Origin of the sequence: Vibrio sp. 1CM2L, assembly GCF_023161695.1 — a bacterium.
Lineage (GTDB): Bacteria > Pseudomonadota > Gammaproteobacteria > Enterobacterales > Vibrionaceae > Vibrio > Vibrio coralliirubri.
In genome coordinates this window covers 849,927-876,510 of sequence record NZ_JALNTT010000002.1, presented here as the reverse complement: position 1 = coordinate 876,510, position 26,584 = coordinate 849,927, and the positions used below count along the sequence as shown (strand labels likewise).

The following is a 26,584-nucleotide window of genomic DNA, read 5'->3' as shown; positions in this document are numbered from 1 at the left end:
AAGTCACATAAGATCTTAATTTATATTTAAGTTGTTTATTTTAAAGGGTTTTTCTTTGTTATTTGAGAGTTGTTGCCCGACAGCGCTGCAGTAGTTAAGCATTAACTTTTCCCATTGCTTTATGATCAAAGGCTCTTTAACGCTTAGCTTTAAGCTCTTCCAAGGTTGTAGGCAGGTCGATTTAGATTCAGGTTTAGATAGTCGAGCGAATAGATCTTCGGATGGAACCACTCTCAATAACGCAACCAGCGACTCCATGTAGTTGAGGCGGAACTTCTCCATGTTGCCTTGCTTATAAGCAATGTGAGAAACCATCATATAAACCAACGCATTTTCGATCGTAGAGTTTCCTGAGGTATTGGTTAGGAGCTCTTTTGCGGTTTGCAGGTCTCTCAGTTTGAAATGAATGATACCAACCCACAGTTTGAGTTCGTCCGGTAGTAACTTAAATCGAGTTTGAACAAGATTGGTGAACGCAATGAGCTTCTTCTGATCCGTTTCAAATAGAGCAAGTTGTCGTGCAATCAGAGTAGACGTCATGGTGTTGAGCTTGATGCCATCAAACGTGATGGTTTTTCCACTCAGCAATTCACTGACTTCGGTATTGTCGACAGACCACTCTGGCGACAATGGTGCGGGCAGAGCAAAGTAGTTAGCCAACTCTCGGTTGATCTCCATAACGCTGCTGCTGATGTTATTAACATCAATAGAGTAAACCCCACCAAACGCCAACTTCCCTGAGTTCGGGTAAATCAGGCTTATTTTAGCGACGAGGCGTTTATCTACTTCTTGATCCTTCAGCTGAATGTTAAGCAGGTAATCACTGGTACGCATGTTCTTTGCGCCCGGAAAGAAGGGAGAGCTGTCTATAGGGTCAAGGAAGTAGCTTGGCGCATCTTGGTTAGCAAGATCGGTGTAGGCGTATTCAATCTGCTGTTGAAGTATTAATGCTTTTACGACTTTTCGGTATTTTCTGGAATTATCGCCAATGGCATCCAATCGATTCAGAAGAAGTTCGACCTTAGGAATCAATCGTTGGTCGCGTTCGACTTCGGAAGCACGAGTCGAAGATTGCCAAAGCATATAACCCATTACCGCTGTGCTGATCAGCAAAACCAAAGACACCACAACAAGCCAAGGATTAACGGGATTGGAGCCCAATCCTTTTTGACTGGTTGGAGATTCTATGACGGCATCATCCGCTTCGGTATCAGGGGAAGCCGCAGCAAAGCTAACCGAACTTGGGTTAAGGAAGTAACCCTTGCGTGGGTAAGTCACCAGTATTTTGGTCGCGTCTCTATCTGGTAGGTGTTTTTGAAGTACTGAACGTAAGGTACTGATTCGGTTTGTCAGAACATTTTTGGAAATGAAGTTACTTTGCCACACAGATTCAATGATGTGCTCAGCAGCGAGCGGTTCACCCACGCTAGTCAGAAACAGTTCGAGTAATTCAATAGAACGAGGTTCTAAATCGATGACCTGCTCGTCGCAACTTAAGACTCGTGTGTTGGGGTTGAATTCCAAGCCTTCAATATAAATAGAGGCTTGTTGGTCTTTGGCGCTAGAGAGGTAATCTTGCATAGAAAAGGCGACGGTTTATAAAACCTAAATTCTAGCTGTTTTTGTTATTAAAAACAGCTAGTAATTCACAGGGTGATTGGTATTAAGACGCGTAATTCACCGAGTAGCGAGTTGGTTTGTGGTTCATTGCCAATACGATGTTCAATACTGCGGTACCTAATACAGATACGGCAATGACCCAAGGTGACACGAAGAAGAACGATGCAAACAGAATACACGCATCAATACCCATTTGTGTTTTACCTACCGAGATACCGTAGCGGTCTTGGATAAACAAGCACAGTACGTTGAAGCCACCCAGACTTGAGCGATGACGGAATAGGATTAGCATACCTAAGCCCATTAATAAGCCGCCGGCAACAGCACAATAGATCTCGTTATGAACTTCTAGCGAGATAACTAAGTATAAATGATCGGCAAACACAGATACTAAAGCACCAGAAATCGCACTGCTAATAGCAAAGCTGCGGCCGAATCGTTTCCATGCTAATAAATAGAATGGACAATTGGCAACAAAGTACAAAATACCAAAGGTTACAGGCAAGAATTGACTCAAAAGCAGAGCCAAGCCAGTAGTACCACCGGTAAGCAGGTTCGCTGACTGTAAAAAGAAGACGCCTAACGCCACTAAAAACGTGCCAGTGAGAATCGCTACCCAATCTTCTTTACGTGAGTGTTTTTCCATCGTTTTTATAATTACCTAACCAATAAAGGCGTGCATAGTAGAGAAAAACCTTAGCTTTCGGTAGCTTGAGGTGCAAAATTAAGGTAAACCTATGTAATCTGCGTTTTACAGGGTGTAAAGCGTAAAATTGACAGTAAGCGTCATCTTTGGTTGGATAAGCCAAATAACCATGATGAATCTTATATGTGATTATGAAAAAACTGCATGATAAAATTGCAATTAGCTCTTTATGACCTAGATCAAATTATGTAGAATGCGTCACATCAAAACGGTGACGGAAACGTTTGCTTTCGGTCGTTGTGTGGTTTTTTTGAAACTTTCAGTACAATCTGAGTCAGGAGATACAGATGCTTAAGCGTGACATGAACATTGCTGATTACGATGCGGATCTATTCGCAGCTATCCAAGAAGAAACTCTTCGTCAGGAAGAGCACATCGAACTTATCGCTTCAGAAAACTACACAAGCCCACGTGTAATGGAAGCTCAAGGTTCTCAACTTACAAACAAATACGCTGAAGGCTACCCAGGTAAGCGTTACTACGGTGGTTGTGAGTACGTAGATAAAGTTGAAACTCTAGCAATCGAACGTGCATGTGAACTGTTTGGCGCTCAATACGCAAACGTACAACCTCACTCAGGTTCTCAAGCAAACAACGCTGTATACATGGCACTACTGAATGCTGGCGATACTGTTTTAGGCATGAGCCTTGCGCACGGTGGTCACCTAACTCACGGCTCTCCAGTAAACTTCTCTGGTAAGCTATACAACATCATCCCTTACGGTATCGATGAAGCAGGTCAAATCGATTACGAAGAGATGGAAGCGTTAGCTATCGAGCACAAACCTAAGATGATCATCGGTGGTTTCTCAGCTTACTCTCAAGTTTGTGATTGGAAGCGCATGCGTGAAATCGCTGACAAAGTAGGTGCTTACTTCTTTGTAGATATGGCTCACGTTGCTGGTCTAATCGCTGCAGGTGTTTACCCGAACCCAGTTCCACATGCTCACGTTGTAACAACGACAACGCACAAAACGCTAGCGGGTCCTCGTGGCGGTCTTATCCTTTCAAACGAAGGCGAAGATCTTTACAAGAAACTAAACTCAGCAGTATTCCCAGGCGGCCAAGGTGGTCCTCTAATGCACGTTATCGCTGGTAAAGCAGTAGCGTTCAAAGAAGCTCTAGAGCCAGAGTTCAAAGAGTACCAAGCTCGCGTAGTTGCTAACGCAAAAGCAATGGTTGCTGAATTCCTAGCACGCGGTTACAACATCGTTTCAGGTTCTACAGAGAACCACCTGTTCCTAGTTGACCTAATCGACAAAGACATCACAGGTAAAGAAGCAGATGCAGCACTAGGTGCAGCGAACATCACTGTGAACAAGAACTCAGTACCAAACGACCCACGTAGCCCGTTCGTTACTTCAGGTATCCGTATTGGTTCTCCTTCTATCACTCGTCGCGGTTTCTCAGAAGCAGACGCGAAAGAGCTAGCAGGTTGGATCTGTGACATCCTAGATAACATGGGCGATGAGTCTGTTATCGAAGCAACGAAAGCAAAAGTATTAGAAATTTGTAAGCGTCTACCGGTTTACGCTTAATTTTTCTTCGTAGTAATTTGAACTTCGTTGTCGAGCATGCTCACTTACATCCGTAAGCTCCGCGTGCTCTCCTAGAATTTCAAACGACTACTTTGAAAAACGATGAATTTGAAGGCTCCTGTTGGGAGCCTTTTTTATTGTCTGGTAACTCTCAGAGAGTGAACGAATTTCTGTGTCGCACTTACTCATTTGCTAGCGCAAACTTCGTGTGAGCTCCTTGAACTTCGCTCATCTACTTTGAACAAAGAGTTTAAAGGTTCCTTTTGGGGCCTTTTTTGTTTTTGAAGATTGGTTATTGCGGGTGCTAAAAAGGGCTGATGTTTGCACATCAACCCTTTGTGGTTTTCTTATGTTGGTTCTACTTTCTGATGCTAAGCAGGGTGCCAGACTTACACTTGAATGAGTAATAATGGCGGCTCTCGTTGAATTTGCCTAAGCCTTCGCCGTCACAGTAGTCGATGTTGATATCACGCATCACTTCTAGCGTGTCTTCGTTATTTAAAGCGAATTTAGAGCCATCAGAGCAGACAATGCGTACTCTTTCATCATGGCTTACTGAGTAAATATCGACTTCGGTGTTACACAGCTCAAAAGAGGCTTCACGAAAATTGTCTTGCTGTGTATTTGAAGCGCAACCTGCAGTCAGTGTTGCAGCGAAAACTGCCAAAAGTCCGAGTCTTTTCATTGTTAATCCTTCGATATCATCAGATTGGGTGATGAGTTTTATAGGCTATTTTAGGTAGCCTATACAACAATACGCTTTGGTTCAAGGAGCGTTCGTTGACTCTAAGATATAAAAGTATAGATGTAGACAGATAATTTATAACTGGCTAACTACATGTTTATCCAATATGTATCACCAATAAAAAAGACCAACACTGAGGTTGGCCTTTCAAAATCAAGCGTGTTCTAAATGACTATCGAAACTGTTTGGCTTCTGGAAGGAATTCAAAACCAGCAGACGCAAGTTTAGCGATCAATGCTGCTTTGTCGATCTCGTAGAAGTTGACCACTCGATCCAAATCACCACCGAAGTCGTCACGTAGCTTCATGTTGACGATACTCATCAACATCACAGGATCCATTTTTTCAAAATTAGCGAGGTTCATATTAGTCCTCGAAATCTGAGATCAGTAGGTTTGCAGCGGCAAATGCTGCACGCTCACGCGCTTCTTTAGGAAGAGATTCATCTGCAGCAAGGTCGTTCAATGTTTTTACCGCGCAGGTGATCGCTTTAGGGATATAGCCTTGGTCGCCACTGCCAATTTGAGAATACAGTTCACGCACCAAATCACAACAATCGTATACTTTCATTTTTATACCTAACCAAATGATAACTGATCTCAATATACACATAGAGATAAGCAAAAACAAAGTGGATCTGATTAAGTTCAGAGTTAGTTTGTTCTTGCTCAATATCTCATTCTGTTGATGCTCAACGTATCACTTTGCTAGCTTGCCGATTAGCCGGATATTGACTGCTTAACCAGAGATTTGCTGTTCAAGTTGATAAGTAACTTCATCAGCAAGGTTGAGTTGCTTGGCTAACTCTTTGAGGTAGGCCTTCTCCATGAAGTTTTGTTCATCCGCTACAATCAAAGACGCTAAATAGATCTCACTCGCTTGTTGAGGTGAGGTTGCGAGCTGAGCGATTTCGCTTGGATCGAGCGGTTTGTGCAGCTCTTCAGAGACCAATTTGGTCAGTTGATAATCGGCACCCATGTTTTCGACGGCTTGTTCGATCTTAGCCATCTCTTCTTCATCAACATGACCATCCGCTTTGGACGCTGCAATCATCGATCTGAGAATCAGCACGCTATGGTTTGAGTCGTTCTCATCAAACTGAGCTTGTTCGGCATTCGGTGTTTGGCCTTGTTTAGACTGATAGTCGTTGTAGACCTTATAAGCGAGAGCGCCAAGTGCTGCTGCGCCACCAATGCCAGCGGCTTTCTTACCCATTTTCTTGGTTTTCTTCGAGCCCATTAACGCACCTAACAGTCCGCCGCCAACTGCGCCAGCACCGAAGGCTCCGAGTGTACTTTTACTGCTACTCTTGCCATTGCTGCCTTGAGAAAGGCCACTTAAACTTGAAGACCCTTGTGAAAGTTTCTGAGTGCCTTGTTTTACGAGATCTGATTTAAGTGCTTGGTTCAGTAAGCTTTTGATATCCATCGATACCTCCAATGGTGAGCATGTCCAAAAAGTTGATGACACCAATATACGGATTTGAAGATGAACAGGGGATTAACTTACGTTATTTACTCTAGGGATAAATAGAATGGAGTTTGAAGGGAAACGACAGACATAAAAAAGGCCACCTAATGGCAGCCTTTCAATGTTTATCTAGTCAGTAATCGGATTACTAAGCTAGTTGAGCTTTAAGGTGCTCGATAACCGTGTCCATTGCGATAGCTTCTTTATCACCAGTACGACGGTTTTTGTATTCGAAGTTACCTTCGTCCATGCTGCGATCGCCGATAACGATAGTGTGAGGGATACCCACTAGCTCGATATCTTTAAACATAACACCTGGGCGCTCTTTACGGTCATCGAATAGTACTTCGATACCCATAGCGGTTAATTCAGCGTATAGCTTCTCAGCTGCTTCTTTAACGCGCTCAGATTTGTGCATGTTCATTGGTACGATAGCAACTTGGAATGGTGCTAGTGCGTCTGGCCAAGTGATACCAAATTTATCGTGGTTTTGCTCGATAGCAGATGCAACAACACGTGAAACACCGATACCGTAACAACCCATTTCTAGGATTACGCTCTTACCATCAGGACCAAGCACGTTACAGTTCATTGCTTTAGAGTAAGTATTACCTAGTTGGAAGATGTGACCAACTTCGATACCACGCTTAAGCTGAATAGTACCTTGACCACATGGGCTAAGGTCGCCTTCAACAACGTTGCGTAGATCTTCAACTTGAGCAAGCTCAACGTCACGACTCCAGTTGATGCCGAAGTAGTGCTTACCGTCTACGTTTGCGCCAGCGCCGAAGTCACTCATTACAGCAACAGAACGGTCAACGATGAATGGTAGCTCTAGACCAACAGGGCCAAGTGAACCAGGACCAGCACCAACAAGTGCACGGATTTCTTCTTCAGAAGCCATCTCTAGTGGAGAAGCAACCTGTGGAAGGTTCTCTGCTTTCACTTCGTTCAGTTCGTGGTCGCCACGGATGATTAGCGCGATGATATCAGCGTCTACTTCATCAGAAGCTTTAACGAATAGAGTCTTAACAGTCTTCTCGATTGCTAGACCGTGTTGCTCTACCAATTCTGCGATTGTTTTTGCGTTTGGCGTATCAACCAGTTCCATCTCTTGAGTTGGCGCTGCCGCTTCAGTCGTTGGAGCTAGTGCTTCTGCTTTCTCGATGTTCGCTGCATAATCAGATTCTGAAGAGAATGCGATTAGGTCTTCGCCGCTTTCAGCAAGAACGTGGAATTCTTGAGAGCCGCTGCCGCCGATTGCGCCAGAGTCTGCCAATACTGGACGGTACTCAAGGCCCATGCGGTCGAATGCTTTACAGTAAGCATCGTGCATCGCTTGGTAAGACTTTTCTAAGCCTTCTTTATCGATATCAAAGCTGTACGCATCCATCATAGAGAATTCACGTGCACGCATTACGCCAAAACGAGGGCGGCGCTCATCACGGAATTTAGTCTGGATTTGGTACAGGTTTAGAGGTAGCTGTTTGTAAGAGCTGATCTCGTTACGTACTAGGCTCGTTACCACTTCTTCAGCTGTTGGGCTAAGAACAAACGGGCGAGAGTGACGGTCTGTGAAACGAAGTAGCTCAGGACCCATCTTTTCAGAACGGCCAGTCTCTTCCCAAAGCTCAAACGGTTGAACTACGGGCATCAAGATTTCAACGGCACCTGCATTATCGATCTCTTGGCGAACGATATTTTCGACTTTACGCAGTACACGTAGACCAGTAGGTAGCCAAGTATATAAACCTGAAGCTAGCTTACGGATCATACCTGCACGTAGCATCAGCTGGTGGCTGATAACTTCTGCGTCGTTTGGAGTCTCTTTCAGAGTAGAAAGAAGGTAGTTACTGGTACGCATTCTATGGTATCCGTTTCATCATTGATAAAAGAAAACTTGCTGTCGTTCGTGACCACAGCAAATCTGATATAGCCGCATATAATATCAGCCTATTTGGGATCTCAAAAGCGTTCAATGTCAGTTACATTGATGAAAAGCGTTTCAACCACGAATTTCACGTTAAGATCGAACAAATTTACCGCATATTCTTTGTTGTCAGGCTTACCTTTCTTATAGGCAGGGCGAGGGTCTTGGCCTAATACTTCTTTGATCACCTGAATGATATGGCGCGCTTGTGGATGGCTTGCGAGCTTACTTTGCGCTTGCTGCGAAAAGTTAACGTCGAGCACCTCTGGTTCGTCGGCGGCGAACCCTCCCAATGCATCCGGAATCGAATCTGAGTAGGGGATATAAGGCTTGATGTCGATGATCGGTGTACCGTCTACTAAGTCGACGCTGCCGAGATCCAACCAAGTTTGTCCTTTTTCTTGAGACACACCTTTTAGTTCAACCGCAGACATGCCAATTCCATTCGGTCTGAATGTGGCACGAGACGCGAATACACCAATACGTTCATTCCCGCCAAGGCGAGGTGGCCTCACAGTTGGTTTCCAGCCTGCTTCAAGGTTCTTGTCGAACAGAAATAGTAACCAAACATGGCTAAATTGCTCGATATCACGAACAGACTCAAGGTAGTTTGCTGCATCAACCAACCTGACTCTTGAGGTGGATGTGGGTACCAACCTAGGCTGTCTTGGCACAGCGAACTTCTCTTTATAAGGAGACTCAATAAAGCCAACAGGTTCAATGGTGTACATAGTTGGGTGTTCTCTGATTACGATTAAGACGGAAAAATATCATAAAATCGCTTGTTTTTCTTTTGATAATAATTATCATTTGCAATGTTATAACATATCAAATTAGTTATTTAAGGGAAATACAATGAAACCGAATATCCATCCAGATTACCGTCCCGTGGTTTTTCATGACACCAGTGTCGATGAGTACTTCTTAATCGGCTCAACGCTAAAAACAGACCGTACTATCGAATGGGAAGACGGCAATACTTATCCTTACTTCACGATTGAGGTGTCGTCAAAGTCGCATCCTTTCTATACGGGTAAACAACGAGTGCTACATAAAGAAGGACGTGTTGCGAACTTCACTCGTCGTTTTGGTCAATTAGGTAAGGGAGCGAAATAGAATGAAAGTTGTGAAATCACTTAAAAGTGCGAAAAGTCGCCATCCTGATTGCCAGATAGTAAAGCGCAGAGGTCGTCATTATGTTATCTGCAAAACCAATCCGAGATTCAAAGCGGTTCAGAAATAGTCAGTCAAATTGATGTGACGCGAGTGTAAAAACGAGGGGAAAGTCAAACTTCATTCATTTGTCTGTTTTTCTTTTCCCTCGAGAAGAACCTGACAGAATATTGCGTATTAACTTAGAGTATGGCGTGTTTTATTTTCAAGTGAATCAATGGGTTATATTATCAGTTATATTTGTAGTGAATGTGTATTTGTGAATTATAAATCTAGATTTTGTATTTAATGTAGATTTATTTGCTAATTAATTGTTCAAATAGAGTTAAAAATCGTCGTTTGTTACACATTTTGTAACATTTTGAATTTCTAATTGATAATTTTGTCGCGTACCCTTCGCTGGCAATTTGAACATTTTTGTCACAATTGCATAGGAATCACTACAAGGAGGGAACTGATGAGTTCATCAGCTTCAATAAAAAACAACTCGCCAAAGAAACCTATTTTTACCCGTTTTCTCGATGGTGTTGAATATTTGGGGAACCTATTACCCCACCCGATCACTCTTTTCGCAATCTTCTGTGTCGCTATTCTAGTTACTTCAGGTATCGCAGGATATTTTGATGTGTCTGTTATGGACCCTCGTCCAGAAGGTGCTCCAGGTCGTGCTGCTGACGGCATGATCTACGTTGTAAGCTTACTTAATGCTGAAGGCTTACAGCTCATTGTTACTAATCTAGTGACAAACTTTGTTGGCTTTGCGCCATTAGGTACCGTGCTTGTTGCAATGCTAGGTGTAGCGATTGCTGAGCACTCAGGTCTATTATCTGCGGCGATGCGTGGCATGGTAATGGGCGCATCTAAGCGCATGGTTACGGTAACCGTAGTTTTTGCCGGTATTATCTCTAACACGGCTTCAGAGCTTGGTTATGTAGTACTTATCCCGCTTGCAGCAATGCTTTTCCACTCTTTGGGTCGTCACCCATTAGCAGGTCTAGCGGCAGCATTTGCTGGTGTATCTGGTGGTTACTCTGCAAACCTTCTAATCGGTACGGTTGACCCACTGCTTTCTGGTATCACAGAAACAGCAGCACAAATGATCGACCCGACTTACAGCGTTGGTCCTGAATCAAACTGGTACTTCATGTTTGTTTCTACTTTCTTCATCGCGATTACAGGTGCATTTGTAACTGAGAAGATTGTTGAACCAAAACTGGGTAAATACAATGACGAAGAAGCGTCTGAAGATTTATCAAATGATTCAATGGGCAAACTAACAGACGTTGAGAAGAAAGGCCTTAAGCTTGCGGGTATCGCAGTGCTAGCGGTTTCAGCGCTTCTTGCTTGGACGATTGTTCCAGCTGATGGTGTTCTACGTTCAGCAGCAGGTACGGTTTCAGGTTCTCCATTCCTGAAAAGTATCGTAGCGTTCATCTTCGTATTCTTCGCAGTTCCTGGTTTTGTTTACGGTAAAGTTACCGGCACAATGAAAACAGACCGTGATGTAATCAATGCAATGTCTAAGTCTATGTCTTCAATGGGCATGTACATCGTACTTGTGTTCTTCGCTGCTCAGTTTGTTGCTTTCTTCAAGTGGACTAACTTCGGTCAAGTATTCGCAGTTGCAGGTGCTACTTTCCTACAAGATATCGGCCTAACAGGTCCAATGTTGTTCTTCGCATTCATCCTAATGTGTGGCTTCATTAACCTGATGATCGGTTCAGCTTCTGCTCAGTGGGCAGTAACAGCGCCAATCTTCGTTCCAATGCTAATGCTAGTTGGTTACGCGCCTGAAACGATTCAAGCGGCTTACCGTATCGGTGATTCAACAACCAACATCATTACGCCAATGATGAGCTACTTTGGTCTTATCCTTGCTGTAGCGACGCGTTACATGAAGAACCTAGGTATCGGTACTCTGATTGCAACTATGCTTCCATACTCAATCGTATTCTTGGTTGGTTGGAGCTTAATGTTCTACATTTGGGTATTCGTATTTGGTCTACCAGTAGGCCCAGGTGCGGCAACGTACTACACGCCTTAGTCTTAAGGTTCAGATTTGTCTATCAATGGCTCGTTCCTAAAGACAACTCTTGCTTACAGATAGCTCTCTTATAGAGAACAAAAAAACCTGCGTTTATCGCAGGTTTTTTTTCGTTATGTCGCCGGGAACTAGTAGGAGTAAGTCATGATGACATTGACGATTTTTCTGCCCGGACCACCAATGAATTCGAGGTTTGCTCCGTAAGTTTTTGTGATATTCCAATTTGCTCCGATTATCGCAGAATAGTCTTCTGCGCTTTGCTGAGATAATTGATACGACAGCCCATCTACACCTAACGCGTTGTTTTCTTGCGTTAACCCTTCACTGTGCATGTAAGCGGCCCCCACATAGGGGAAAATGTTACCCCAGTTTTCAGTTTGAATAAGTTGGCCAACTCGAGGGCTGAACAACATGGTTTTGGTATTTGTACGCTCATCGTCTGTGCGAGAGTGCGTCATACTGGCCGGAAGTACATAAGTGAAATCTCCAACCTGACCGACAATATTCATCGAGAACCCCCAGTTAGTGCCTTCCACATCCGGGTAAAACTCTGGGGTACTGACGGATTCTTTAGCGCAAGTGGGCAACCTTGGGTGATTATCGCAAGCTTTAAAGAGTGAGGTCGGTATTTCTGCTGTTAATTGTGTACCACCCGAGAAACGCCCAACATGTACGCCCATTTGTAGGAAGGGAAACACCCAAGCCGCAGCGCGCAGCTGCATGCTTTTGCTCTCGATTTCAGGATCGCCAAATGACACCTGCGAAAGATCGTATCTGTCTCCTAAATTTACGTCGCCGACTTGCACGCCCAAATCATACATTTCAATATTTTGTGCAGAAGCGTTACCGATGAATGAAAGAGATAACGGTAGAGGCAGGGCATAACCGAGATCAATGGCCTTTTGGGCATGAAAAGGTAAAGCGTGTTCCCACTTCTTATTGAGCTTCTGTTGTGTTTCAGCATCAGGAAAATCGACTCGTGCACTTTCCTCTGCCCAACTTGATGTTGCGCCGATAGCCAATGCGACAACCGCACTTAACGTTATTAACTTTGTCATGGTGACCTCTTAAAACGCTTCGTTGATCGACAGATAAAGGCCTTGTGCATCATTGGAGCCAAAGCCGAGGTCGACACGAACGTTCATACGAGGTTGGAGTTCATAACGATAGCCAACGCCATAGCTGTAAATTTTATCCTGATACAGGTCATTGGTGTTTTCAGCCGTTGTTGCTAGACCTGCCCACATCGTAAAGCCGTGTTTGGTGTAATCACCATTACTCATAAATGACTGGCGATACTCCATGGTGTGCTCAACGCTGTGCATATCACGGTAGCGTCCGTAATAGATGCCACGCATGGAATCTTGGCCGCCAAAGGTTGGCAGTTCGTAATAAGGAACGTCGCCTGCGCTGAAGTTTGCAGTATTGAGAAAAGCCAAGGTGGAGCCTTTGATTGGTGTCCAGTACAGACGGTAATCAGCTTCAGCTTTTTCAAAATTGGAATCACTGCCAAAGTTGTCTTGGTAGCTCGCATATTCAAGGCTCAGAAACTGACCTTGACGTGCATTTACTGCGATGTCACGGGTATCCCACTGTAAGGCTACACCTACCCCGAGCGTGAAGGGGTTATCTTGACCGTAGATAAAATCGGTATCTTGAGCGACGTTTGATGAAATAGATTCTTCAATCGCCTTTTTGTACTGCAGGCGAAGTATTGGCCCCAGGTAAATGTTGTTACCCAAGTGTATTCCGAGATCGGCGTTGTAGGTGACGAAGTCATAGTCGACTAAGTTCTCTTCATCTTTACCGTTATTGACCCCTGACTGATAACCAGTACCGAAATAGTACAAGCTTTGTTTGCCCATCGATAACTGGCCGAAGTAGCGCAGTTTATTCTGTGGAGAAAATATTTTTTGTTTAGAGCGAACACCAAAACCGACGCCGCTATCCATTTCATTGGCGATACCGACTAATGTGATGGAAGATCGTTGAGTTTTACTCGGTTGTTCAGATGTTGTGTTAAATGAGTACAATCCACCGATGGCAAGCATAAAGCCCGTTTCTGGCATGTAAGCCGGGCCCCCAAGCAGTGAAAATAATCCGCTATCTTTGTTGTCTGGTGTTGAAGGGAGAACGGTATCTTCTTGTGCTAAAGAAGTAGAAGAGAATCCAAGGAGCAGGGAGCAGATCCATTGCAACGAGCCAAAAATAGTCGTTGTTTTACGTAGCATGGTGCACTCATGTGTTCACTAAAAGAGGGAGTATCCATGTCTGCGCTACGAGGAGGTAATGATCCGTTTCAATATCTGATATGTGTTAAGTGTATATCGTTATAGGAATAAGGCTTGGAGCACCATCTTGACCGATTTCAAAATGGTGCATGTAAAATAGGTTGGCTCGTTTATTTGGACGAGTAAACTCATAATCCGGCGAAACGATAGGTAACCCCAAATTCAAATGACCAGCCTAAATCTCGGTGTATCAAAGCGCTGTCGCTGTCGTGATGAATTAAGTCTGCTCGAGCGATACCAATCCAAGTTGGCGTGAACTCATAAAGCCCGATTAACCCCGCTTGATAAACAAACGTCGACTCCGCATCAAACTGGTTTAGTCCCGAGGCAGAAGATTCGGTGTTAGAAATACCATAAAGGTGATTGGACAGTTTCTTGTCACGATAATCGATTTCTAGGTAGGGCGTAATGGTGAATGGCTGCGTCCAGGTCTCTAATGTTCTGCCTAAGTGAAGCTGAACTTCGTAGCCGCTATGTTCTGAAGTCACATCGTGTAAGTAGGTAAGTCGTGCGCCTACCGTACCTAACGTTATCCCCAGCTCTCCATTACCATCTCTGTCTTGAATGCCATTAGGTAGGTCGACAAAAGTGTCTGACACCTCAGCAAAGCGCCAGCTTCCAGATAGCCCGACGTAAGGGAGCAGTTGCCAATTGGCTAAGCTGCCATCAATAAAGCCTTTTGGGCCTGAGTAGAATAGGTTGGGTGTCGCGCCAAATTGAGGGGCACTTTTAGTTGAGAAAACACTTTCACCATAGGTGATGCTGCCTCCGATGATTCCGAACTCTTTATTAGCAAGGTCTTCACCAGCAAAGTTTTCATCGGCAAAGGAAGGTTGAGTGCTGCAAAAAAGAATGGATAGCGAGAGGGCGATTCGACGAACCATAATCAATACTCCGTTATTGTAATAAATATCAAGAACGGAGTATGTCGATTAAAATTTCATCGGGGCTACAGCTATTAAGAACGAATATCAAAGGTTTCGTCGTTAGGAAGGTTGTGGTTAGCGTTTGGCTAGCAGGCGATCGAGGTGGTTGGCAAACTCACGACGGTCGGTTTGAGAAAGGGCACTTGGTCCACCCGTTTGGATGCCACTTGAGCGCATGGTATCCATAAAGTCACGAATATTCAGGCGCGCTTTGATGGTCTCTTTGGTGTATAGCTCGCCACGAGAGCTGAGGGCTTGCCCACCTTTAGTGATCACTTCGTCAGCCAGAGGGATATCGGATGTAATCACGAGATCGCCAGGTTCAGTGCGCTTTACGATTTCATCATCAGCAATATCAAACCCGCTTGGCACTTGAATTGAGTGAATGTTATTGCGTTTAGGAACGGGAACCAGATGGTTTGCCACAAAGGTACATTCAACCCCTGTGCGCTCAGCTGCGCGTACGATTGTTTCTCGGATAACCTTTGGACAAGCGTCCGCATCAACCCATATCTTCATAGTGTTCTATTTCTCTGTTAGCTTATTTATCGTTCAACTTATTGTTCAGTTAACTTAGCTTCAAGCGTAGCTACGCGAGCAGTGAGTTCAAGGATTTGCTTTTCCAGTTGGCTAACACGATCAAGTGCCGGCTCTTCTTGTGTCGCAACTTCAACTTTAGGAACGCGATTTGCGCTTTTCCAGCTCTTGATAGTCGTGATTAAAGCGGGCATCGGAACGGATGTGCTCATACGAGCCTTAACTAAAGCAACTGTCGGCTCTTTCCCTTGCGCTTGCAGTCCTTCAAGCACTGATTTCAACTCTTCAGAAACATCTTTTGTCAGCATGTTGACCTCCATTTTTAGTCTTCAGTCATTTTACTCGCTCTGGTGAATGATAGCGAATCATAAAACCGCCCATGGCTTGTGAGAGATCTCTTACAAAGGCTGTGAGATAACACGAATACATCGCTAGAGAGATTGATGTGCATATAGTTAAGGTGTTGAATTTTATTTGTTTTATATAATTAACAACTTTCTCGAATTCAAAATGTGATGCAAATCTATTGTCCGAAATCCTAAATCGCGTAAATTAAACCTTGTCGGAAGGATTCTGACACGGAACAGGAAAGCACCAAGGATTTGGTTATCTTCAGGATGAAGATTTGGTTACTTAGGATTGAGTGATCAAGCATGGAGCGTAAGGACATTGTAGGGATACAGTCAGTTAACAGGAAGTTAGCTGCAACGGAATGACAATGGACACCTTTAGGATTAAAGGGTTGGATTAGCATCAGGACGATGTAAAGGACACCGCTCACGGAACAAGTGATGTGCGCTAACTAGGATTGTTAGCTTTCAGGATGATTGGACACCGCTAGGACGGCGAAGTAAAGGAAAGAGCTGAAGGATTACAGCCACTATTATGGATGATGCATGGAGCATTAATTAGTAGCCGGACTGCTGCGAGTAAGACCCTAGCCCTGACACTTCGGTGTCGGGGCTTTTCTTTTCCTGAGGCTTTTCTCTATCTAGGAGGCTCTTTTTAATCGAGAGCTTTTTCATCTAAGAGCGCAACATCTGCTTTTCTGCTAATGGTCAACACAAGGAGTGTTTTATGACGATAGCAACCTCAAGAACGCTGTTGGTACCTTATACTGAACAGCTAGAACTCGACTTTATTAAGTTAAATTGCTGCCCCATTAATCGCGCTGAAATGAACGGGCCTCACTCTGTCGCCTCTGCGAAGCATCTTTTTCAAGAAATACTGCAAGATAACGTTGGCTTCTGCCGTGCGATCATCCACAACCAAACCCGCGAATATCTTGGACATGTCTTTGTTTCATCGGAAAAGGGTAAGCATGAACTTGGCTTTATTTTGGATAAAGAATACTGGAATCAAGGCTTTGCTAGTGAGGTACTAAAGCCTTTCTTTAGTTTGGTGCGTTTTGAAGAGCGTCTAACGAATGTTGTTGCGACTGTGAATGTCGGACACAACCCATCGATTAAGTTATTAGAAAAATTAGGCTTTGCATTTAAAGAGACCAAACAAGATCAGTTTGGCCCTTATCATGAATATCGTTATACCGAGTATTGCGACGTTACATTCTATGAGGCTGTAGCTCAAACCGCATAGAACGGAAACCCACCATGGTCAGTTTCCCTTGGTACAGGTCATCACCCAACGCTGAAAACTCAAATTGATACACGGTGTGCCAGCGCCAAATGGTGGTGAGCTCATGGCGCATCTTAAGTTTATGACCACTAAAGGCAACACTTAATAGCTGTAGGTCGAGCTCTTTACATTTTCTCGCAATGGCAGCTTTCGCAAGCTCGGATTGCCTGCGCTGCTGCCAAAACAGAAAGCAAAAGAAGCACAGCATCAAAATAGCCAATAAGTTATCTATCATTTAATCCATACTTCCTTTTATCTCGCTATTCCGTTCGTGATTTGAGCTTTTTGTTATGAGCTACTGAGTTGAGCTGTCTGATATCTATTGCGACTTAGCCGCTTGCTGTAATTCAATAAGTGCATTGGCAAGTTCTGGTGATGGGTTTGAGTTCAGTAGCGGTAAAAATACCATTCTCAGAGTTGGAATCATCACTAAATCTGCAAATAACTGATTGAACAGGTTCTGGTTGCCCGTTTGTGCGAGACGCAGCAAGAACTGCTCAGCAATCGCTGGATCTTGCAGTGCGTGCCAGCTGCGACCAGCTAAACCAATTAACACCTCTTGGTGACTTAAGCGTGGGCTAGCCAAGACTTGATGAATCACGGCGTTAGTAGTGCTTTGCTCTGCACCAGAAAGGGCACGTACCAGTGCTGACAGTAAGAACAGATCTGGCTCTTGACTGTTAATCTCACTCTCTGCCATTTCTTGTAAGCGTTGAGCGAGCTTGTCATTGATTTGCGTGTGCTCAAGCGCCCCGAGTGTCGCGTATAGAGGTTCTGAAGGCAGCTTATTCAATGCTTTGCGAATCGCGACACCATTTTGTTGGCTGCCCAAGCGAGCACACATATCAGTGATGCCTTGTAGGCCAACGGTTTTCCAGTTGTCCCAACCGAGTTCGCCAGTGAAGTAGTGTTGAGCGTGTTCGTAGTATTGGCTCGTCGCAAGGTCTAAACCTGCTCTTACTTGGCTATGGAACACGGCCATTTTGTCTTCTGAAGGTTTGAAGGTATATGGGTTGTTTGACAGCTTTTGTTGTTGCTCTTCGCTGATCTCACCGTTCAAACGTGTGCCCATCGCTTCGATAACAAACTTAAGAAAATTGCCGACATCACCTTGATGTAATAGGCCTCTTTCGTCCAGTTTGAATTTTAGGAACCAGATCCACGGTTGCTTGTGTTCGTTCCAGTAGCTAATTGCTAAGTGAGCTTGTTTCTGAAGTGGAAATGGGTACGGCTGTTTCCCTTGCTCAACATCAGAGAATAAGGTGTTGTCGATTTTCTGAATACGGCGACCTAGGTCGTAGATATCGTATTGGCAACCGCTATTCTTTAGTAACTGAGTGAGCGTGTGAATCGTTTCCATAGTAATAAAGCTCCTAACTTTCTTTCCTAAATAGATGGTACTCTATGCCCCAATTTCAAGGTCACTAGATAAATAACTTGGTGAAAAATGACAGCAGCCACAAAGTTACCTCTTTTACTTCAACAATTAGAACAACAAATGCGCCAATGTTCCCTATGGAGCGCGCTTCCGCCTTCGGATGAAGCTCTGGCGAGCGTAGAGCCTTTTGCGATTGATTCTCTACAGCCAGAAGAGTGGTTGCAGTGGATCTTTATCGTTAAGATCAACGCAATGATGGATGCGAAAATGCCGCTACCGAAGGGCTTTGCTATCCATCCTTATTTTGGTGAAGTGTGGAAAAATGAGGCAGACAAAGTCGAACTGCTAATGACAATTCAGAGCATTGATGAGGTATGCGCGTAATGTTAGAGATCATTTATCAAGATGAGTATTTTGTCGCGGTGAATAAGCCCGCTGGCATGTTAGTGCATCGCTCATGGCTGGATAAACACGAAACGCAATTTGTTATGCAGACACTGCGTGATCAAATTGGTCAGCATGTCTTTCCGTTACACCGTTTAGACAGACCGACATCAGGTGTGTTGGTATTTGCGTTGTCGAGTGAGGTTGCTTCACAGGTGATGCCAATGTTCGCTAATCATGAGATGCAAAAAACCTATCATGCGATTGTCCGTGGTTGGATAGAAGAGGGCGATACGCTTGATTATGCACTTAAGGTTGAGCTGGATAAGATCGCAGATAAGTTCGCGAAAGAAGACAAAGAAGCGCAAGAGGCGGTGACAGTCTATGAACCGCTAGCAAAAGTAGAAGTGCCATATTCAACAGGACGTTTTCCTACGAGCCGCTACTGTTTGATTGAGATGATGCCAAAGACAGGTCGTAAACATCAGCTGCGTCGTCACATGGCTCATCTAAGACATCCGATTGTCGGTGATACTTCACATGGTGATGGTAAGCACAATCGACTGTTCCGTGATGATTTAGATTCGCACCGTTTGTTGTTGCACGCTTCAGAGCTTCGCTTTATTCACCCTTTCACAAAAGAAGAGTTGGTTATGAAGGCCAACCTTGATGAAACTTGGCTAAGGTTGTTTGAAACCTTTGAGTGGGATACTAACTTAATCGATGCTCAAACTTGCTTGTCTAAGTAAGTCTCGCGTGTTTTAAGCAATCGCGAGTCTAAGTGAATAGAGAAAATAGAATAAAAAACAAAGGGCTGATAGTGATATCAGCCCTTTTTGTATCTGTATAACCTTAACGGCATAACTAATGTTAGTTAACAGTAATAGTTAGTCGCGGGATCATTTTAGCTTTTCTAGATCGGCTTCGATCTCAGCGATCTTACTTGATACCACTTTCTCTAGATGGCGTAAGTCGGTAAGGATCTTCTGCTTCACATCCACCTCAGCTGTTGGCGTCGGTTTGGTGATCTTGTTGAGCTCATCAATCACAAGAGTGAGGTTGCGGTTAATCTCAGTCACTTCTTTGTATTGATTATTGCCACCGCTAACAAGCACACTTTTTACTTGTCGTGGGTACTTAAACTTAACGCTTTTCGCGAACAGTTCACCTTTCTGCTTACGAAAGTAAATCTTCAGGATATCTTTGTGCGCTTCTTGGCGAAGGGAGTAACGTTCAATCTGTTTAGGTTCGTGGATACCTAAGCCAGTGAGGTTTGGATACATAAGCGACCTCTAGGTTATGAATGTAATACTTTTATGTAATTGACTTGATCAATGTAGCAGCCTAACGACGAGCTAGATAGTTGATATCTGTGAATTGATTGTAAGTTGTGGGCAAGATCGCTCTCTATCTTTGCCCACACTTATTTGGTTATTAAACCTGCTTTAGACTGAATTCGCTTTCTAAGGTGCGAGTTCCGAAACGTGCTCGGTTAATCGTTCTCTGAGCGCCTGCTCTTGCTCTTCAGACAGCCTTCCTCCCGCTTCACTGGTCAGAATAAACAAATCCTCTGCTCGCTCACCTATGGTGGTGATTTTGGCACCGTGTAAGTTGATGTCTAGCTCCGCAAAGGTTGCACCGACTTGAGCCAATAACCCCGGCGTATCAAGCGCTCTTAACTCCATCAAGGTGCGTTTCTTGCTCTTGGTTGGTAGGAACTCAACTAAGGTTTTGACTTTAAAGTGCTGCAAGTTACGTGGCGTGCGACGCGTCTTAATCTTAGTCGGGCGGCCATCAGCCAATACATGAGTCAGATGCTTAGCAACGGCTTTGTGTCTTGATTCATCAATCGCTTCGCCGTGCTGGTCTAGTACGATAAAGGTATCCAAAACATGGCCATCTTTGCTGACCATGACTTGGGCGTCATGAACGTTAAAATTACGTCTGTCGAGTTCGGCAACCACGGTCGCAAACAGTGCTGCTTGGTCTTTACAGTAAACGAACACCTCAGTACCACCACGTGTCGCTTTCTTACTGATCAATACTAACGGTTGGCTTGGGTCTTCTAGGCGAAGTAAGTGCTCACAGTGCCAAGCGATTTGTTTATGTGTGTGACGTAAGAAGTAATCAGCTTTAAAGCGTTGCCATAGCACTTCAATCTCACGAGCGGTGAAGCCTTCTTTACGCAGCAGTGCTGATGCCATTTGTTGATTGTGACGAATACGGTCTCTGACATCGACAGGATTTTCCAAGCCGCGCCGCAGTGCTCGCTGCGTCGAGTGGAATAGCTCAGCTAACAGGGTTCGTTTCCAGCTGTTCCATAGCTCAGGGTTAGTCGCACAGATATCGGCAACGGTTAAACAAACCAGTAGCTCGAGTGATTCTTCATCACGCACTTTTTTGGCGAATTCGGTGATCACATCTGGGTCGTAGATATCACGGCGCTGAGCCGTTACTGACATCAACAGATGATTTTGTACTAACCACGCGACTTGTTTAGCTTCAGGTTTCGATAACCCGTGTTCAATACAGAAGGAGTAAGCCTCAACCGCACCAATTTCAGAGTGGTCTCCGCCGCGGCCTTTGCCGATGTCGTGGAAGATAGCGGCAAGGATTAGCAACTCTTTCTTCTGTACTCGAGGATAGACTTCACAGCAGATAGGGTGCTTATCGTGGTTCTCGATTTGACTAAAGCGGTTGATGTGCTTGAGCAAGCGAATACTATGCTCATCAACGGTGTAAACATGGAATAGGTCAAACTGCATCTGACCAACGATCTGGCTCCACTGCGGTAAGTACGCTGAAAGCACGCCCAATTTGTGCATTAAGCTAAAGGCTTTGTGTAGGGCATTAGGGTGGCGAACTAGATCCATGAACTTGTCGCGCGCTTCAGGAATGGTATGCAGAAATCGGTTCAATCGGCGACGCGCCGTTCGCAACTGTCGCAATGTTGGGGGACTAACCCCTTCGATAGTCGAGTCATTGGCGATATGGATAAACATATCGAGAATGGTTTCTGGTCTTGCTTGGAATAGTGCTGGCTTGCGTGCTTCGATCAACGAACCTCGGCGTTGGAAGTCATCGTCGAGAATCTCAGCATCTTGGGTCTGACCGCCATTGATGATCGCTTGATCGAATAGTTTAAGCAGCATCTTATTCAGTTCAGCAACACGACGAAGGGTTCGGTAGAACTCCTTCATCATCATCTCAACACCGCGGTTGCCTTCGCCCGTATAACCCAGATGTTCAGCGACTTGAGCTTGATGGGCAAAGGTGAGGCGGTTGTCGTAACGGCGCAGTTCAATGTGCAGTGCAAAACGAACTCGCCATAGGAAATCTTGGCACTCAACTAATTCACGATACTCCGCATCGGTTAGAAATCCGTATTTGCTCATCTCTAACAAAGAGGTCGCACCGAAATGGCGACGCGCAACCCAGCTCAGGGTATGTATGTCTCTGAGTCCGCCCGGAGTCGATTTAATGTCCGGCTCTAGATTGTAAGTAGTGTCGTGGTAGCGAGCGTGACGCTCTCTCTGTTCTTGAATCTTAGCCTTGTAGAAGGTTTCACTTGGCCAAAATGAATCGGAGTGAATCTTCAGTTTTAGCTCTTGGAAAGTGTCTTCACTGCCACACAACAATCGTGATTCTTGAAGGTTGGTCGCAACGGTTAAATCATCAATGCCGATTTCCAGACATTCGGCAATGGTGCGCACGGCGTGGCCGACTTCTAATCTTAGATCCCAGAGTAGGGTGATGAATTGGCTGACTTTCTCGCCGAGTGCTGGTGGCAATGTTTTTTGCGAGACGATAAGAATATCAATGTCGGACAAAGGATGCAGTTCGCCACGACCATAACCGCCCACAGCGACAAGTGAAATATGAGGCAGTTTGTTGAATCCGAAATTTTCCCACAAACGATTGAGAAGTAAATCCATGTATTCGGAGCGCAGTAGAACCAAATCGGTGACGGGGTGGTGGTTAAGAAATTCATTTTTTTGATACTGCGTGAAGATTTCGAGCTGATTTTTTAATTCGCAGATTTCAATTTGTTCGTCATTGAACGTAAGAGGGCATTGATAAGGCATAGTCTGCTATCCGTGCAAGCAAATGAGAATAGTAAACAATTTAACAGAAGCTGATGGAAAATCGAAATTGAGTGGATAAAAAAATATCCTCGACAATGCGAGGATATTCTTAAAAGGCTGATGCGTTCAGTTCGGTGAACTAAGCGTTCTTCATGATACGTGGGATTGTATCATCGCTGCGCAGTGTTAGTACTTCACAACCAGTATCAGTTACAACCAGAGTGTGCTCCCATTGAGCCGAGTTCTTGCTGTCTGCTGTGTATACTGTCCAGCTATCTTCGTCATCAAGACGACAGCCAAACTTACCCGCGTTGATCATTGGCTCGATAGTGAAACACATGCCTGCTTTTAGCACGGTGCGATCGCTGTTCTTGTAGTGAACCACTTGTGGATCTTCGTGGAACTCAGAACCAATGCCGTGGCCACAGTAATCTTTAACAATAGAGAACTTCGCACGTGGGTTGTTCTTGTTGTTTGTTTTGATGTACTTCTCGATAGCTGTACCGATTTGGCCAAGTTGAACACCTGGCTTAACTTGGCGCATGCCTTCGTAAAGTGCTTCTTGAGCAACCATGCACAGACGCTTGTTTGCAGGTGAAACCTCACCCACTAGGAACATCTTAGAGGTGTCACCGTGGTAACCTTGTGGACGAACGCTTAGATCTGCGTTTTCGTCATCAGGGATGATTACCGTGATATCAACGTTAAGAATGTCGCCATCTTTTAATACAGCCGGTTTGAATTGACCTGTGCTGCCAGTCTCATCTTGTGATGCTGGAATACCGTGGCACACAATGTGGTTGATAGACGTACAGATTGACTTAGGGAAACCGTGGTAATCAAGTGGTGCTGAGTATGCGCCTCTTTCTAGAGCGTACTCGTGACAGATTTGGTTTAGCTCTTCTGTCGTTGTACCTACTTGGATGTGAGGTTCAATCATCTCTAGAATTTCAGAAGCCAGCTTGCCGGCGACGCGCATTTTTTCAATTTCTTCAGCAGTTTTAATTTTTACAGCCATTGCATATCTCTTAATTTGGTAGCACCTAAGTGTGCATATTGGGGCTATTCTATCAGTGCAGCATTTTAGCGCAACATTCCCATGTCCATACATTGCTGGTGGATACTGCTCAACGTGAGTGAATCGTGATCGATTTATTGAGACAGAAGTGAATGAGTAGCGACACTATTTATAGGTGAAATTCGCCGATAGGGATCAGTATAGCAGTCGCCATTTTTAGAATTTTTTCTAGCCATAGATAGACAAAATATGGTATAAAGCGCGCCGGACATCAGGACTGTTTTCTCCAATTGGCGAAACAAGCTTTATGTTCACTAACTTATTTCTTTAAATCACACACATTCCGACACATGTTCCGGGGTGCCTCAACAACACAGATAACGGCTGAAAAGTGGTTAGTTGTTAGGGGTCGGATTCATGGGGGATGTGGAGGCCTAACCCCATAGAGGATTTTAAAATGGCAACTGTATCAATGCGCGATATGCTTAAAGCTGGTGTTCACTTCGGTCACCAAACTCGTTACTGGAACCCAAAAATGAAGCCATTCATCTTTGGTGCTCGTAACAAAGTACATATCATCAACCTAGAAAAAACTGTACCAATGTTCAACGAAGCTCTAGCTGAAATCGCTAAAGTTGGCGAGAAGAAAGGTAAAGTTCTTTTTGTTGGTACTAAGCGCGCTGCATCTGAAGCTGTTAAAGAAGCTGCTATCAACAGCAACCAGTTCTACGTTAACAACCGCTGGTTAGGCGGTATGCTAACGAACTACAAAACTGTTCGTCAGTCTATCAAGCGTCTGAAAGAACTTGAAGCGCAAGCTCAAGACGGTACTTTCGACAAGCTTACTAAGAAAGAAGCTCTAATGCGTACTCGTGAAATGGAGAAGCTAGAGAAATCTCTTGGTGGTATCAAGAACATGGGCGGCCTTCCAGACGCTCTATTCGTAATCGATGCTGATCACGAACACATCGCAGTTAAAGAAGCAAACAACCTAGGTATCCCAGTTTACGCTGTAGTTGATACTAACTCTAACCCAGACGGCGTTGACTTCGTTATCCCAGGTAACGATGATGCAATCCGTGCAGTACAGCTTTACCTAAACGCTGCTGCAGACGCGGTTAAAGAAGGTCGCAACAAAGATGTTGCTGCTGTAGCTGCTGAAAAAGACGGTTTTGTAGAAGCTGAATAATAGCGGCTCTGAGCCATATTTAGTTCACATTAAGCGGTCATAATCGATGGCTTAACGGACTGAATACAGTCAATATCAGGGGCCAATTAATTAGGCCCCTGTTTTTTATCTTTTTTAGAATTTACTGAGGAATAGAGAATGGCAACTGTAACTGCAGCTCTAGTTAAAGAACTTCGTGAACGCACAGCTGCGGGCATGATGGAATGTAAAAAAGCGCTTGTTGCTGCTGAAGGCGACATCGAGCTAGCAATTGAAAACATGCGTAAATCTGGCGCAGCAAAAGCAGCTAAGAAAGCTGGTAACGTTGCTGCTGAAGGCGCAATCATCATCAAAGAAGCAAACGGCGCAGCTGCTCTTCTTGAAGTTAACTGCCAAACTGATTTCGTAGCTAAAGATGCAGGTTTCCTTGCATTCGCTAACGAAGTTGCTGAAGTTGCTCTAGCAGAACGTCTAGAAATCGCTGATCTTCAAGCTAAATTTGAAGAAGCGCGTATCGCACTAGTAACTAAAATCGGTGAAAACATCAACATCCGTCGCGTACAATTCGTTGAAGGTGTTGCACTAGCTTCTTACCGTCACGGCGAGAAAATCGGTGTTGTTGTTGCTGGTGAAGGCGAAGCTGAAACTCTTAAGCACGTTGCAATGCACGTTGCTGCATCACGTCCTGAGTTCCTAAACCCAGAAGACGTACCTGCAGACGTAGTTGAGAAAGAAAAAGCAGTTCAAGTTGAAATCGCTATGAACGAAGGCAAACCAGCTGAAATCGCAGAGAAAATGGTTGTTGGCCGTATGAAGAAATTCACGGGCGAAATCTCTCTAACTGGTCAAGCTTTCATCATGGAGCCTAAGCAAACTGTTGGCGCTATCCTTAAAGAGAAAGGCGCTTCAGTATCTAACTTCGTACGTCTAGAAGTTGGTGAAGGCATCGAGAAAGCAGCTGAAATGAGCTTTGCTGACGAAGTTGCAGCGGTACAAAAAGGTTAATCCTTAGCGTATTGTTTGAAAAGAGACCGTGGCAAATGCTGCGGTCTTTTTATGAATAGTGAATTATTTTTTAGCTGTTATGAATGCAAACTGAGCTATTCAGTTTTTATCCATGACTGTTAATCATCAACTCTTTGGAAGGTAAACTCCATGACTACGAACCCTAAACCGGCGTATCAACGTATTCTGTTAAAACTTAGCGGTGAAGCACTACAAGGCGAAGAAGGTTTTGGTATTGACCCGACGATCCTTGATCGTATGGCTCAAGAAGTGAAAGAATTGGTTGAACTAGGTGTTCAAGTAGGCGTTGTTATCGGTGGCGGTAACCTTTTCCGTGGTGCAGGCCTTGCTGAAGCAGGTATGAACCGCGTTGTTGGTGACCACATGGGTATGCTTGCAACGGTAATGAACGGCCTTGCAATGCGTGACGCTCTTCACCGTGCTTACGTAAACGCACGTGTAATGTCTGCAATCCCTCTTAAAGGTGTGTGTGACGACTACAACTGGGCAGACGCAATCAGCCAACTACGTCAAGGTCGCGTTGTGATCTTCTCTGCTGGTACGGGTAACCCATTCTTCACTACGGATTCTGCTGCATGTCTACGTGGTATCGAAATCGAAGCTGACGTAGTTCTAAAAGCGACAAAAGTAGATGGTGTATTTACTTCTGACCCTGTAGCAAACCCAGACGCAGAGCTGTATGATACGTTGTCTTACAACACGGTTCTTGATAAAGAACTTAAAGTAATGGACTTGGCTGCATTTACGCTAGCACGTGATCACAAAATGCCAATCCGTGTATTTAACATGAATAAACCAGGCGCACTACGTCGCGTGGTTATGGGTGAAACTGAAGGTACATTAATCAGCGACGCTGACTAATTTTTCGGGCTTACTGAGGTGTTGTACCTTGGTAAGCTTATCCTTATCAC

The 26,584-nt window shown here is 44.5% G+C and carries 28 protein-coding genes; 10 read left to right on the top strand and 18 right to left on the bottom strand.

Features of this window, described 5'->3' with window-relative positions; all coding sequences use genetic code 11:
• Positions 1 to 15: 15 nt before the first annotated feature.
• Both MSG34_RS09020 and MSG34_RS09015 read right to left on the bottom strand, forming a co-directional pair.
• Entirely contained in the window at positions 16 to 1,581 is a 1,566-nt protein-coding gene (locus MSG34_RS09020; protein ID WP_048606702.1) for a winged helix-turn-helix domain-containing protein, read from the bottom strand.
• Positions 1,582 to 1,663: 82 nt separating this feature from the next.
• The gene (locus tag MSG34_RS09015) at positions 1,664 to 2,266 is read right to left on the bottom strand and encodes a YitT family protein (protein ID WP_017060757.1); all 603 of its coding nucleotides are present in this window, start codon (positions 2,264 to 2,266) and stop codon (positions 1,664 to 1,666) included.
• Between the two features lie 347 nt (positions 2,267 to 2,613).
• On the opposite strand from MSG34_RS09015, the gene glyA reads away from it, so the two are divergent.
• Complete coding sequence (gene glyA / locus MSG34_RS09010; RefSeq protein WP_048612231.1) at positions 2,614 to 3,864, top strand: serine hydroxymethyltransferase; 1,251 nt, start codon at positions 2,614 to 2,616, stop codon at positions 3,862 to 3,864.
• A 358-nt stretch (positions 3,865 to 4,222) separates the two neighbouring features.
• On the opposite strand, the gene MSG34_RS09005 is transcribed toward glyA, so the two are convergent.
• The 6 genes from MSG34_RS09005 to tsaA all read right to left on the bottom strand — a co-directional run bounded on the left by MSG34_RS09005 (position 4,223) and on the right by tsaA (position 8,739).
• The gene (locus tag MSG34_RS09005; RefSeq protein ID WP_019819867.1) at positions 4,223 to 4,549 is read right to left on the bottom strand and encodes a hypothetical protein; all 327 of its coding nucleotides are present in this window, start codon (positions 4,547 to 4,549) and stop codon (positions 4,223 to 4,225) included.
• A gap of 232 nt (positions 4,550 to 4,781) precedes the next feature.
• A complete protein-coding gene (locus tag MSG34_RS09000; protein ID WP_010436438.1) occupies positions 4,782 to 4,973 on the bottom strand; it encodes a DUF4250 domain-containing protein in 192 nt (63 codons plus the stop codon).
• A gap of 1 nt (position 4,974) precedes the next feature.
• Complete coding sequence (locus MSG34_RS08995) at positions 4,975 to 5,178, bottom strand: YaeP family protein (RefSeq protein WP_008222923.1); 204 nt, start codon at positions 5,176 to 5,178, stop codon at positions 4,975 to 4,977.
• A gap of 168 nt (positions 5,179 to 5,346) precedes the next feature.
• Complete coding sequence (locus MSG34_RS08990; protein WP_017086220.1) at positions 5,347 to 6,036, bottom strand: tellurite resistance TerB family protein; 690 nt, start codon at positions 6,034 to 6,036, stop codon at positions 5,347 to 5,349.
• Positions 6,037 to 6,226: 190 nt separating this feature from the next.
• Positions 6,227 to 7,942, bottom strand: coding sequence for a proline--tRNA ligase (locus MSG34_RS08985; RefSeq protein ID WP_048606696.1), 1,716 nt, complete (start codon positions 7,940 to 7,942; stop codon positions 6,227 to 6,229).
• Between the two features lie 101 nt (positions 7,943 to 8,043).
• A complete protein-coding gene (gene tsaA, locus MSG34_RS08980; RefSeq protein ID WP_248337091.1) occupies positions 8,044 to 8,739 on the bottom strand; it encodes a tRNA (N6-threonylcarbamoyladenosine(37)-N6)-methyltransferase TrmO in 696 nt (231 codons plus the stop codon).
• Between the two features lie 124 nt (positions 8,740 to 8,863).
• Between tsaA and MSG34_RS08975 the strand changes: the two genes are divergently transcribed.
• The 3 genes from MSG34_RS08975 (at position 8,864) to MSG34_RS08965 (ending at position 11,225) form a co-directional block, all read left to right on the top strand.
• The gene (locus MSG34_RS08975; RefSeq protein WP_009847432.1) at positions 8,864 to 9,124 is read left to right on the top strand and encodes a type B 50S ribosomal protein L31; all 261 of its coding nucleotides are present in this window, start codon (positions 8,864 to 8,866) and stop codon (positions 9,122 to 9,124) included.
• 1 nt (position 9,125) lies between these two features.
• The gene (gene ykgO, locus MSG34_RS08970) at positions 9,126 to 9,251 is read left to right on the top strand and encodes a type B 50S ribosomal protein L36 (protein WP_004734365.1); all 126 of its coding nucleotides are present in this window, start codon (positions 9,126 to 9,128) and stop codon (positions 9,249 to 9,251) included.
• Between the two features lie 387 nt (positions 9,252 to 9,638).
• Positions 9,639 to 11,225 (top strand): AbgT family transporter, encoded by a 1,587-nt coding sequence (locus MSG34_RS08965; RefSeq protein ID WP_248337089.1) that lies wholly within the window; start codon positions 9,639 to 9,641, stop codon positions 11,223 to 11,225.
• A 128-nt stretch (positions 11,226 to 11,353) separates the two neighbouring features.
• Here MSG34_RS08965 and MSG34_RS08960 read toward each other — a convergent pair whose 3' ends face one another.
• From MSG34_RS08960 to MSG34_RS08940, 5 genes are all read right to left on the bottom strand, one after another.
• Positions 11,354 to 12,283 (bottom strand): hypothetical protein, encoded by a 930-nt coding sequence (locus tag MSG34_RS08960; protein WP_248337087.1) that lies wholly within the window; start codon positions 12,281 to 12,283, stop codon positions 11,354 to 11,356.
• A 9-nt stretch (positions 12,284 to 12,292) separates the two neighbouring features.
• Positions 12,293 to 13,456, bottom strand: a complete 1,164-nt coding sequence (locus tag MSG34_RS08955; RefSeq protein WP_248337085.1) for a BamA/TamA family outer membrane protein — start codon at positions 13,454 to 13,456, stop codon at positions 12,293 to 12,295.
• 188 nt (positions 13,457 to 13,644) lie between these two features.
• Entirely contained in the window at positions 13,645 to 14,400 is a 756-nt protein-coding gene (locus MSG34_RS08950; protein ID WP_248337083.1) for a MipA/OmpV family protein, read from the bottom strand.
• Positions 14,401 to 14,517: 117 nt separating this feature from the next.
• Entirely contained in the window at positions 14,518 to 14,961 is a 444-nt protein-coding gene (locus tag MSG34_RS08945; RefSeq protein ID WP_009847429.1) for a YaiI/YqxD family protein, read from the bottom strand.
• Positions 14,962 to 14,999: 38 nt separating this feature from the next.
• The gene (locus tag MSG34_RS08940; protein ID WP_017110392.1) at positions 15,000 to 15,287 is read right to left on the bottom strand and encodes a hypothetical protein; all 288 of its coding nucleotides are present in this window, start codon (positions 15,285 to 15,287) and stop codon (positions 15,000 to 15,002) included.
• A gap of 769 nt (positions 15,288 to 16,056) precedes the next feature.
• On the opposite strand from MSG34_RS08940, the gene MSG34_RS08935 reads away from it, so the two are divergent.
• Positions 16,057 to 16,575: a GNAT family N-acetyltransferase gene (locus MSG34_RS08935; RefSeq protein ID WP_048612224.1), complete on the top strand. Its 519-nt coding sequence runs from the start codon at positions 16,057 to 16,059 to the stop codon at positions 16,573 to 16,575.
• Here the strand turns inward: MSG34_RS08935 and MSG34_RS08930 are convergent.
• Both MSG34_RS08930 and MSG34_RS08925 read right to left on the bottom strand, forming a co-directional pair.
• Positions 16,541 to 16,849 carry a DUF3301 domain-containing protein gene (locus MSG34_RS08930; RefSeq protein WP_017060748.1) on the bottom strand — a complete coding sequence of 103 codons (309 nt, stop codon included), beginning with the start codon at positions 16,847 to 16,849 and terminating at the stop codon, positions 16,541 to 16,543. The two genes, MSG34_RS08935 and MSG34_RS08930, sit on opposite strands and share 35 nt — an antisense overlap.
• Before the next feature lie 84 nt (positions 16,850 to 16,933).
• Entirely contained in the window at positions 16,934 to 17,974 is a 1,041-nt protein-coding gene (locus tag MSG34_RS08925) for a DUF3549 family protein (protein WP_248337081.1), read from the bottom strand.
• A gap of 87 nt (positions 17,975 to 18,061) precedes the next feature.
• On the opposite strand from MSG34_RS08925, the gene MSG34_RS08920 reads away from it, so the two are divergent.
• A complete protein-coding gene (locus tag MSG34_RS08920; protein ID WP_248337079.1) occupies positions 18,062 to 18,376 on the top strand; it encodes a YqcC family protein in 315 nt (104 codons plus the stop codon).
• A complete protein-coding gene (gene truC / locus MSG34_RS08915) occupies positions 18,376 to 19,125 on the top strand; it encodes a tRNA pseudouridine(65) synthase TruC (protein WP_248337077.1) in 750 nt (249 codons plus the stop codon). Before MSG34_RS08920 ends, truC begins: the two co-directional genes overlap by 1 nt.
• Before the next feature lie 150 nt (positions 19,126 to 19,275).
• Here the strand turns inward: truC and MSG34_RS08910 are convergent, their stop codons facing one another.
• The 3 genes from MSG34_RS08910 to map all read right to left on the bottom strand — a co-directional run bounded on the left by MSG34_RS08910 (position 19,276) and on the right by map (position 23,479).
• Complete coding sequence (locus MSG34_RS08910; protein WP_004734354.1) at positions 19,276 to 19,659, bottom strand: DUF3461 family protein; 384 nt, start codon at positions 19,657 to 19,659, stop codon at positions 19,276 to 19,278.
• Positions 19,660 to 19,839: 180 nt separating this feature from the next.
• Positions 19,840 to 22,461 (bottom strand): bifunctional uridylyltransferase/uridylyl-removing protein GlnD, encoded by a 2,622-nt coding sequence (gene glnD / locus MSG34_RS08905; RefSeq protein WP_248337075.1) that lies wholly within the window; start codon positions 22,459 to 22,461, stop codon positions 19,840 to 19,842.
• 139 nt (positions 22,462 to 22,600) lie between these two features.
• On the bottom strand, positions 22,601 to 23,479 hold the full coding sequence (gene map / locus MSG34_RS08900; protein WP_048612219.1) for a type I methionyl aminopeptidase: 879 nt from the start codon (positions 23,477 to 23,479) through the stop codon (positions 22,601 to 22,603).
• A gap of 457 nt (positions 23,480 to 23,936) precedes the next feature.
• Between map and rpsB the strand changes: the two genes are divergently transcribed.
• The 3 genes from rpsB (at position 23,937) to pyrH (ending at position 26,534) form a co-directional block, all read left to right on the top strand.
• Positions 23,937 to 24,668 carry a 30S ribosomal protein S2 gene (gene rpsB, locus MSG34_RS08895; RefSeq protein WP_032547152.1) on the top strand — a complete coding sequence of 244 codons (732 nt, stop codon included), beginning with the start codon at positions 23,937 to 23,939 and terminating at the stop codon, positions 24,666 to 24,668.
• A 138-nt stretch (positions 24,669 to 24,806) separates the two neighbouring features.
• Positions 24,807 to 25,652, top strand: a complete 846-nt coding sequence (tsf, locus tag MSG34_RS08890) for a translation elongation factor Ts (RefSeq protein WP_048606678.1) — start codon at positions 24,807 to 24,809, stop codon at positions 25,650 to 25,652.
• Positions 25,653 to 25,802: 150 nt separating this feature from the next.
• Complete coding sequence (gene pyrH / locus MSG34_RS08885) at positions 25,803 to 26,534, top strand: UMP kinase (RefSeq protein ID WP_017630771.1); 732 nt, start codon at positions 25,803 to 25,805, stop codon at positions 26,532 to 26,534.
• Positions 26,535 to 26,584: the final 50 nt, after the last annotated feature.

Bases quoted from the DNA above. Each gene is read 5' to 3' on its own strand.
- MSG34_RS08930 (WP_017060748.1), bottom strand. From the start codon at position 16,849: ATGATAGATAACTTATTGGCTATTTTGATGCTGTGCTTCTTTTGCTTT.
- MSG34_RS08965 (WP_248337089.1), top strand. From the start codon at position 9,639: ATGAGTTCATCAGCTTCAATAAAAAACAACTCGCCAAAGAAACCTATT.
- MSG34_RS08955 (WP_248337085.1), bottom strand. From the start codon at position 13,456: ATGCTACGTAAAACAACGACTATTTTTGGCTCGTTGCAATGGATCTGC.
- tsf (WP_048606678.1), top strand. From the start codon at position 24,807: ATGGCAACTGTAACTGCAGCTCTAGTTAAAGAACTTCGTGAACGCACA.
- MSG34_RS08960 (WP_248337087.1), bottom strand. From the start codon at position 12,283: ATGACAAAGTTAATAACGTTAAGTGCGGTTGTCGCATTGGCTATCGGC.
- glyA (WP_048612231.1), top strand. From the start codon at position 2,614: ATGCTTAAGCGTGACATGAACATTGCTGATTACGATGCGGATCTATTC.
- pyrH (WP_017630771.1), top strand. From the start codon at position 25,803: ATGACTACGAACCCTAAACCGGCGTATCAACGTATTCTGTTAAAACTT.
- MSG34_RS08995 (WP_008222923.1), bottom strand. From the start codon at position 5,178: ATGAAAGTATACGATTGTTGTGATTTGGTGCGTGAACTGTATTCTCAA.
- tsaA (WP_248337091.1), bottom strand. From the start codon at position 8,739: ATGTACACCATTGAACCTGTTGGCTTTATTGAGTCTCCTTATAAAGAG.
- rpsB (WP_032547152.1), top strand. From the start codon at position 23,937: ATGGCAACTGTATCAATGCGCGATATGCTTAAAGCTGGTGTTCACTTC.
- MSG34_RS09005 (WP_019819867.1), bottom strand. From the start codon at position 4,549: ATGAAAAGACTCGGACTTTTGGCAGTTTTCGCTGCAACACTGACTGCA.
- ykgO (WP_004734365.1), top strand. From the start codon at position 9,126: ATGAAAGTTGTGAAATCACTTAAAAGTGCGAAAAGTCGCCATCCTGAT.
- MSG34_RS08985 (WP_048606696.1), bottom strand. From the start codon at position 7,942: ATGCGTACCAGTAACTACCTTCTTTCTACTCTGAAAGAGACTCCAAAC.
- MSG34_RS08920 (WP_248337079.1), top strand. From the start codon at position 18,062: ATGACAGCAGCCACAAAGTTACCTCTTTTACTTCAACAATTAGAACAA.
- MSG34_RS08975 (WP_009847432.1), top strand. From the start codon at position 8,864: ATGAAACCGAATATCCATCCAGATTACCGTCCCGTGGTTTTTCATGAC.
- MSG34_RS09000 (WP_010436438.1), bottom strand. From the start codon at position 4,973: ATGAACCTCGCTAATTTTGAAAAAATGGATCCTGTGATGTTGATGAGT.
- MSG34_RS08990 (WP_017086220.1), bottom strand. From the start codon at position 6,036: ATGGATATCAAAAGCTTACTGAACCAAGCACTTAAATCAGATCTCGTA.
- MSG34_RS08940 (WP_017110392.1), bottom strand. From the start codon at position 15,287: ATGCTGACAAAAGATGTTTCTGAAGAGTTGAAATCAGTGCTTGAAGGA.
- MSG34_RS08910 (WP_004734354.1), bottom strand. From the start codon at position 19,659: ATGTATCCAAACCTCACTGGCTTAGGTATCCACGAACCTAAACAGATT.
- MSG34_RS08950 (WP_248337083.1), bottom strand. From the start codon at position 14,400: ATGGTTCGTCGAATCGCCCTCTCGCTATCCATTCTTTTTTGCAGCACT.
- glnD (WP_248337075.1), bottom strand. From the start codon at position 22,461: ATGCCTTATCAATGCCCTCTTACGTTCAATGACGAACAAATTGAAATC.
- MSG34_RS09020 (WP_048606702.1), bottom strand. From the start codon at position 1,581: ATGCAAGATTACCTCTCTAGCGCCAAAGACCAACAAGCCTCTATTTAT.
- truC (WP_248337077.1), top strand. From the start codon at position 18,376: ATGTTAGAGATCATTTATCAAGATGAGTATTTTGTCGCGGTGAATAAG.
- map (WP_048612219.1), bottom strand. From the start codon at position 23,479: ATGGCTGTAAAAATTAAAACTGCTGAAGAAATTGAAAAAATGCGCGTC.
- MSG34_RS08945 (WP_009847429.1), bottom strand. From the start codon at position 14,961: ATGAAGATATGGGTTGATGCGGACGCTTGTCCAAAGGTTATCCGAGAA.
- MSG34_RS09015 (WP_017060757.1), bottom strand. From the start codon at position 2,266: ATGGAAAAACACTCACGTAAAGAAGATTGGGTAGCGATTCTCACTGGC.
- MSG34_RS08925 (WP_248337081.1), bottom strand. From the start codon at position 17,974: ATGGAAACGATTCACACGCTCACTCAGTTACTAAAGAATAGCGGTTGC.
- MSG34_RS08935 (WP_048612224.1), top strand. From the start codon at position 16,057: ATGACGATAGCAACCTCAAGAACGCTGTTGGTACCTTATACTGAACAG.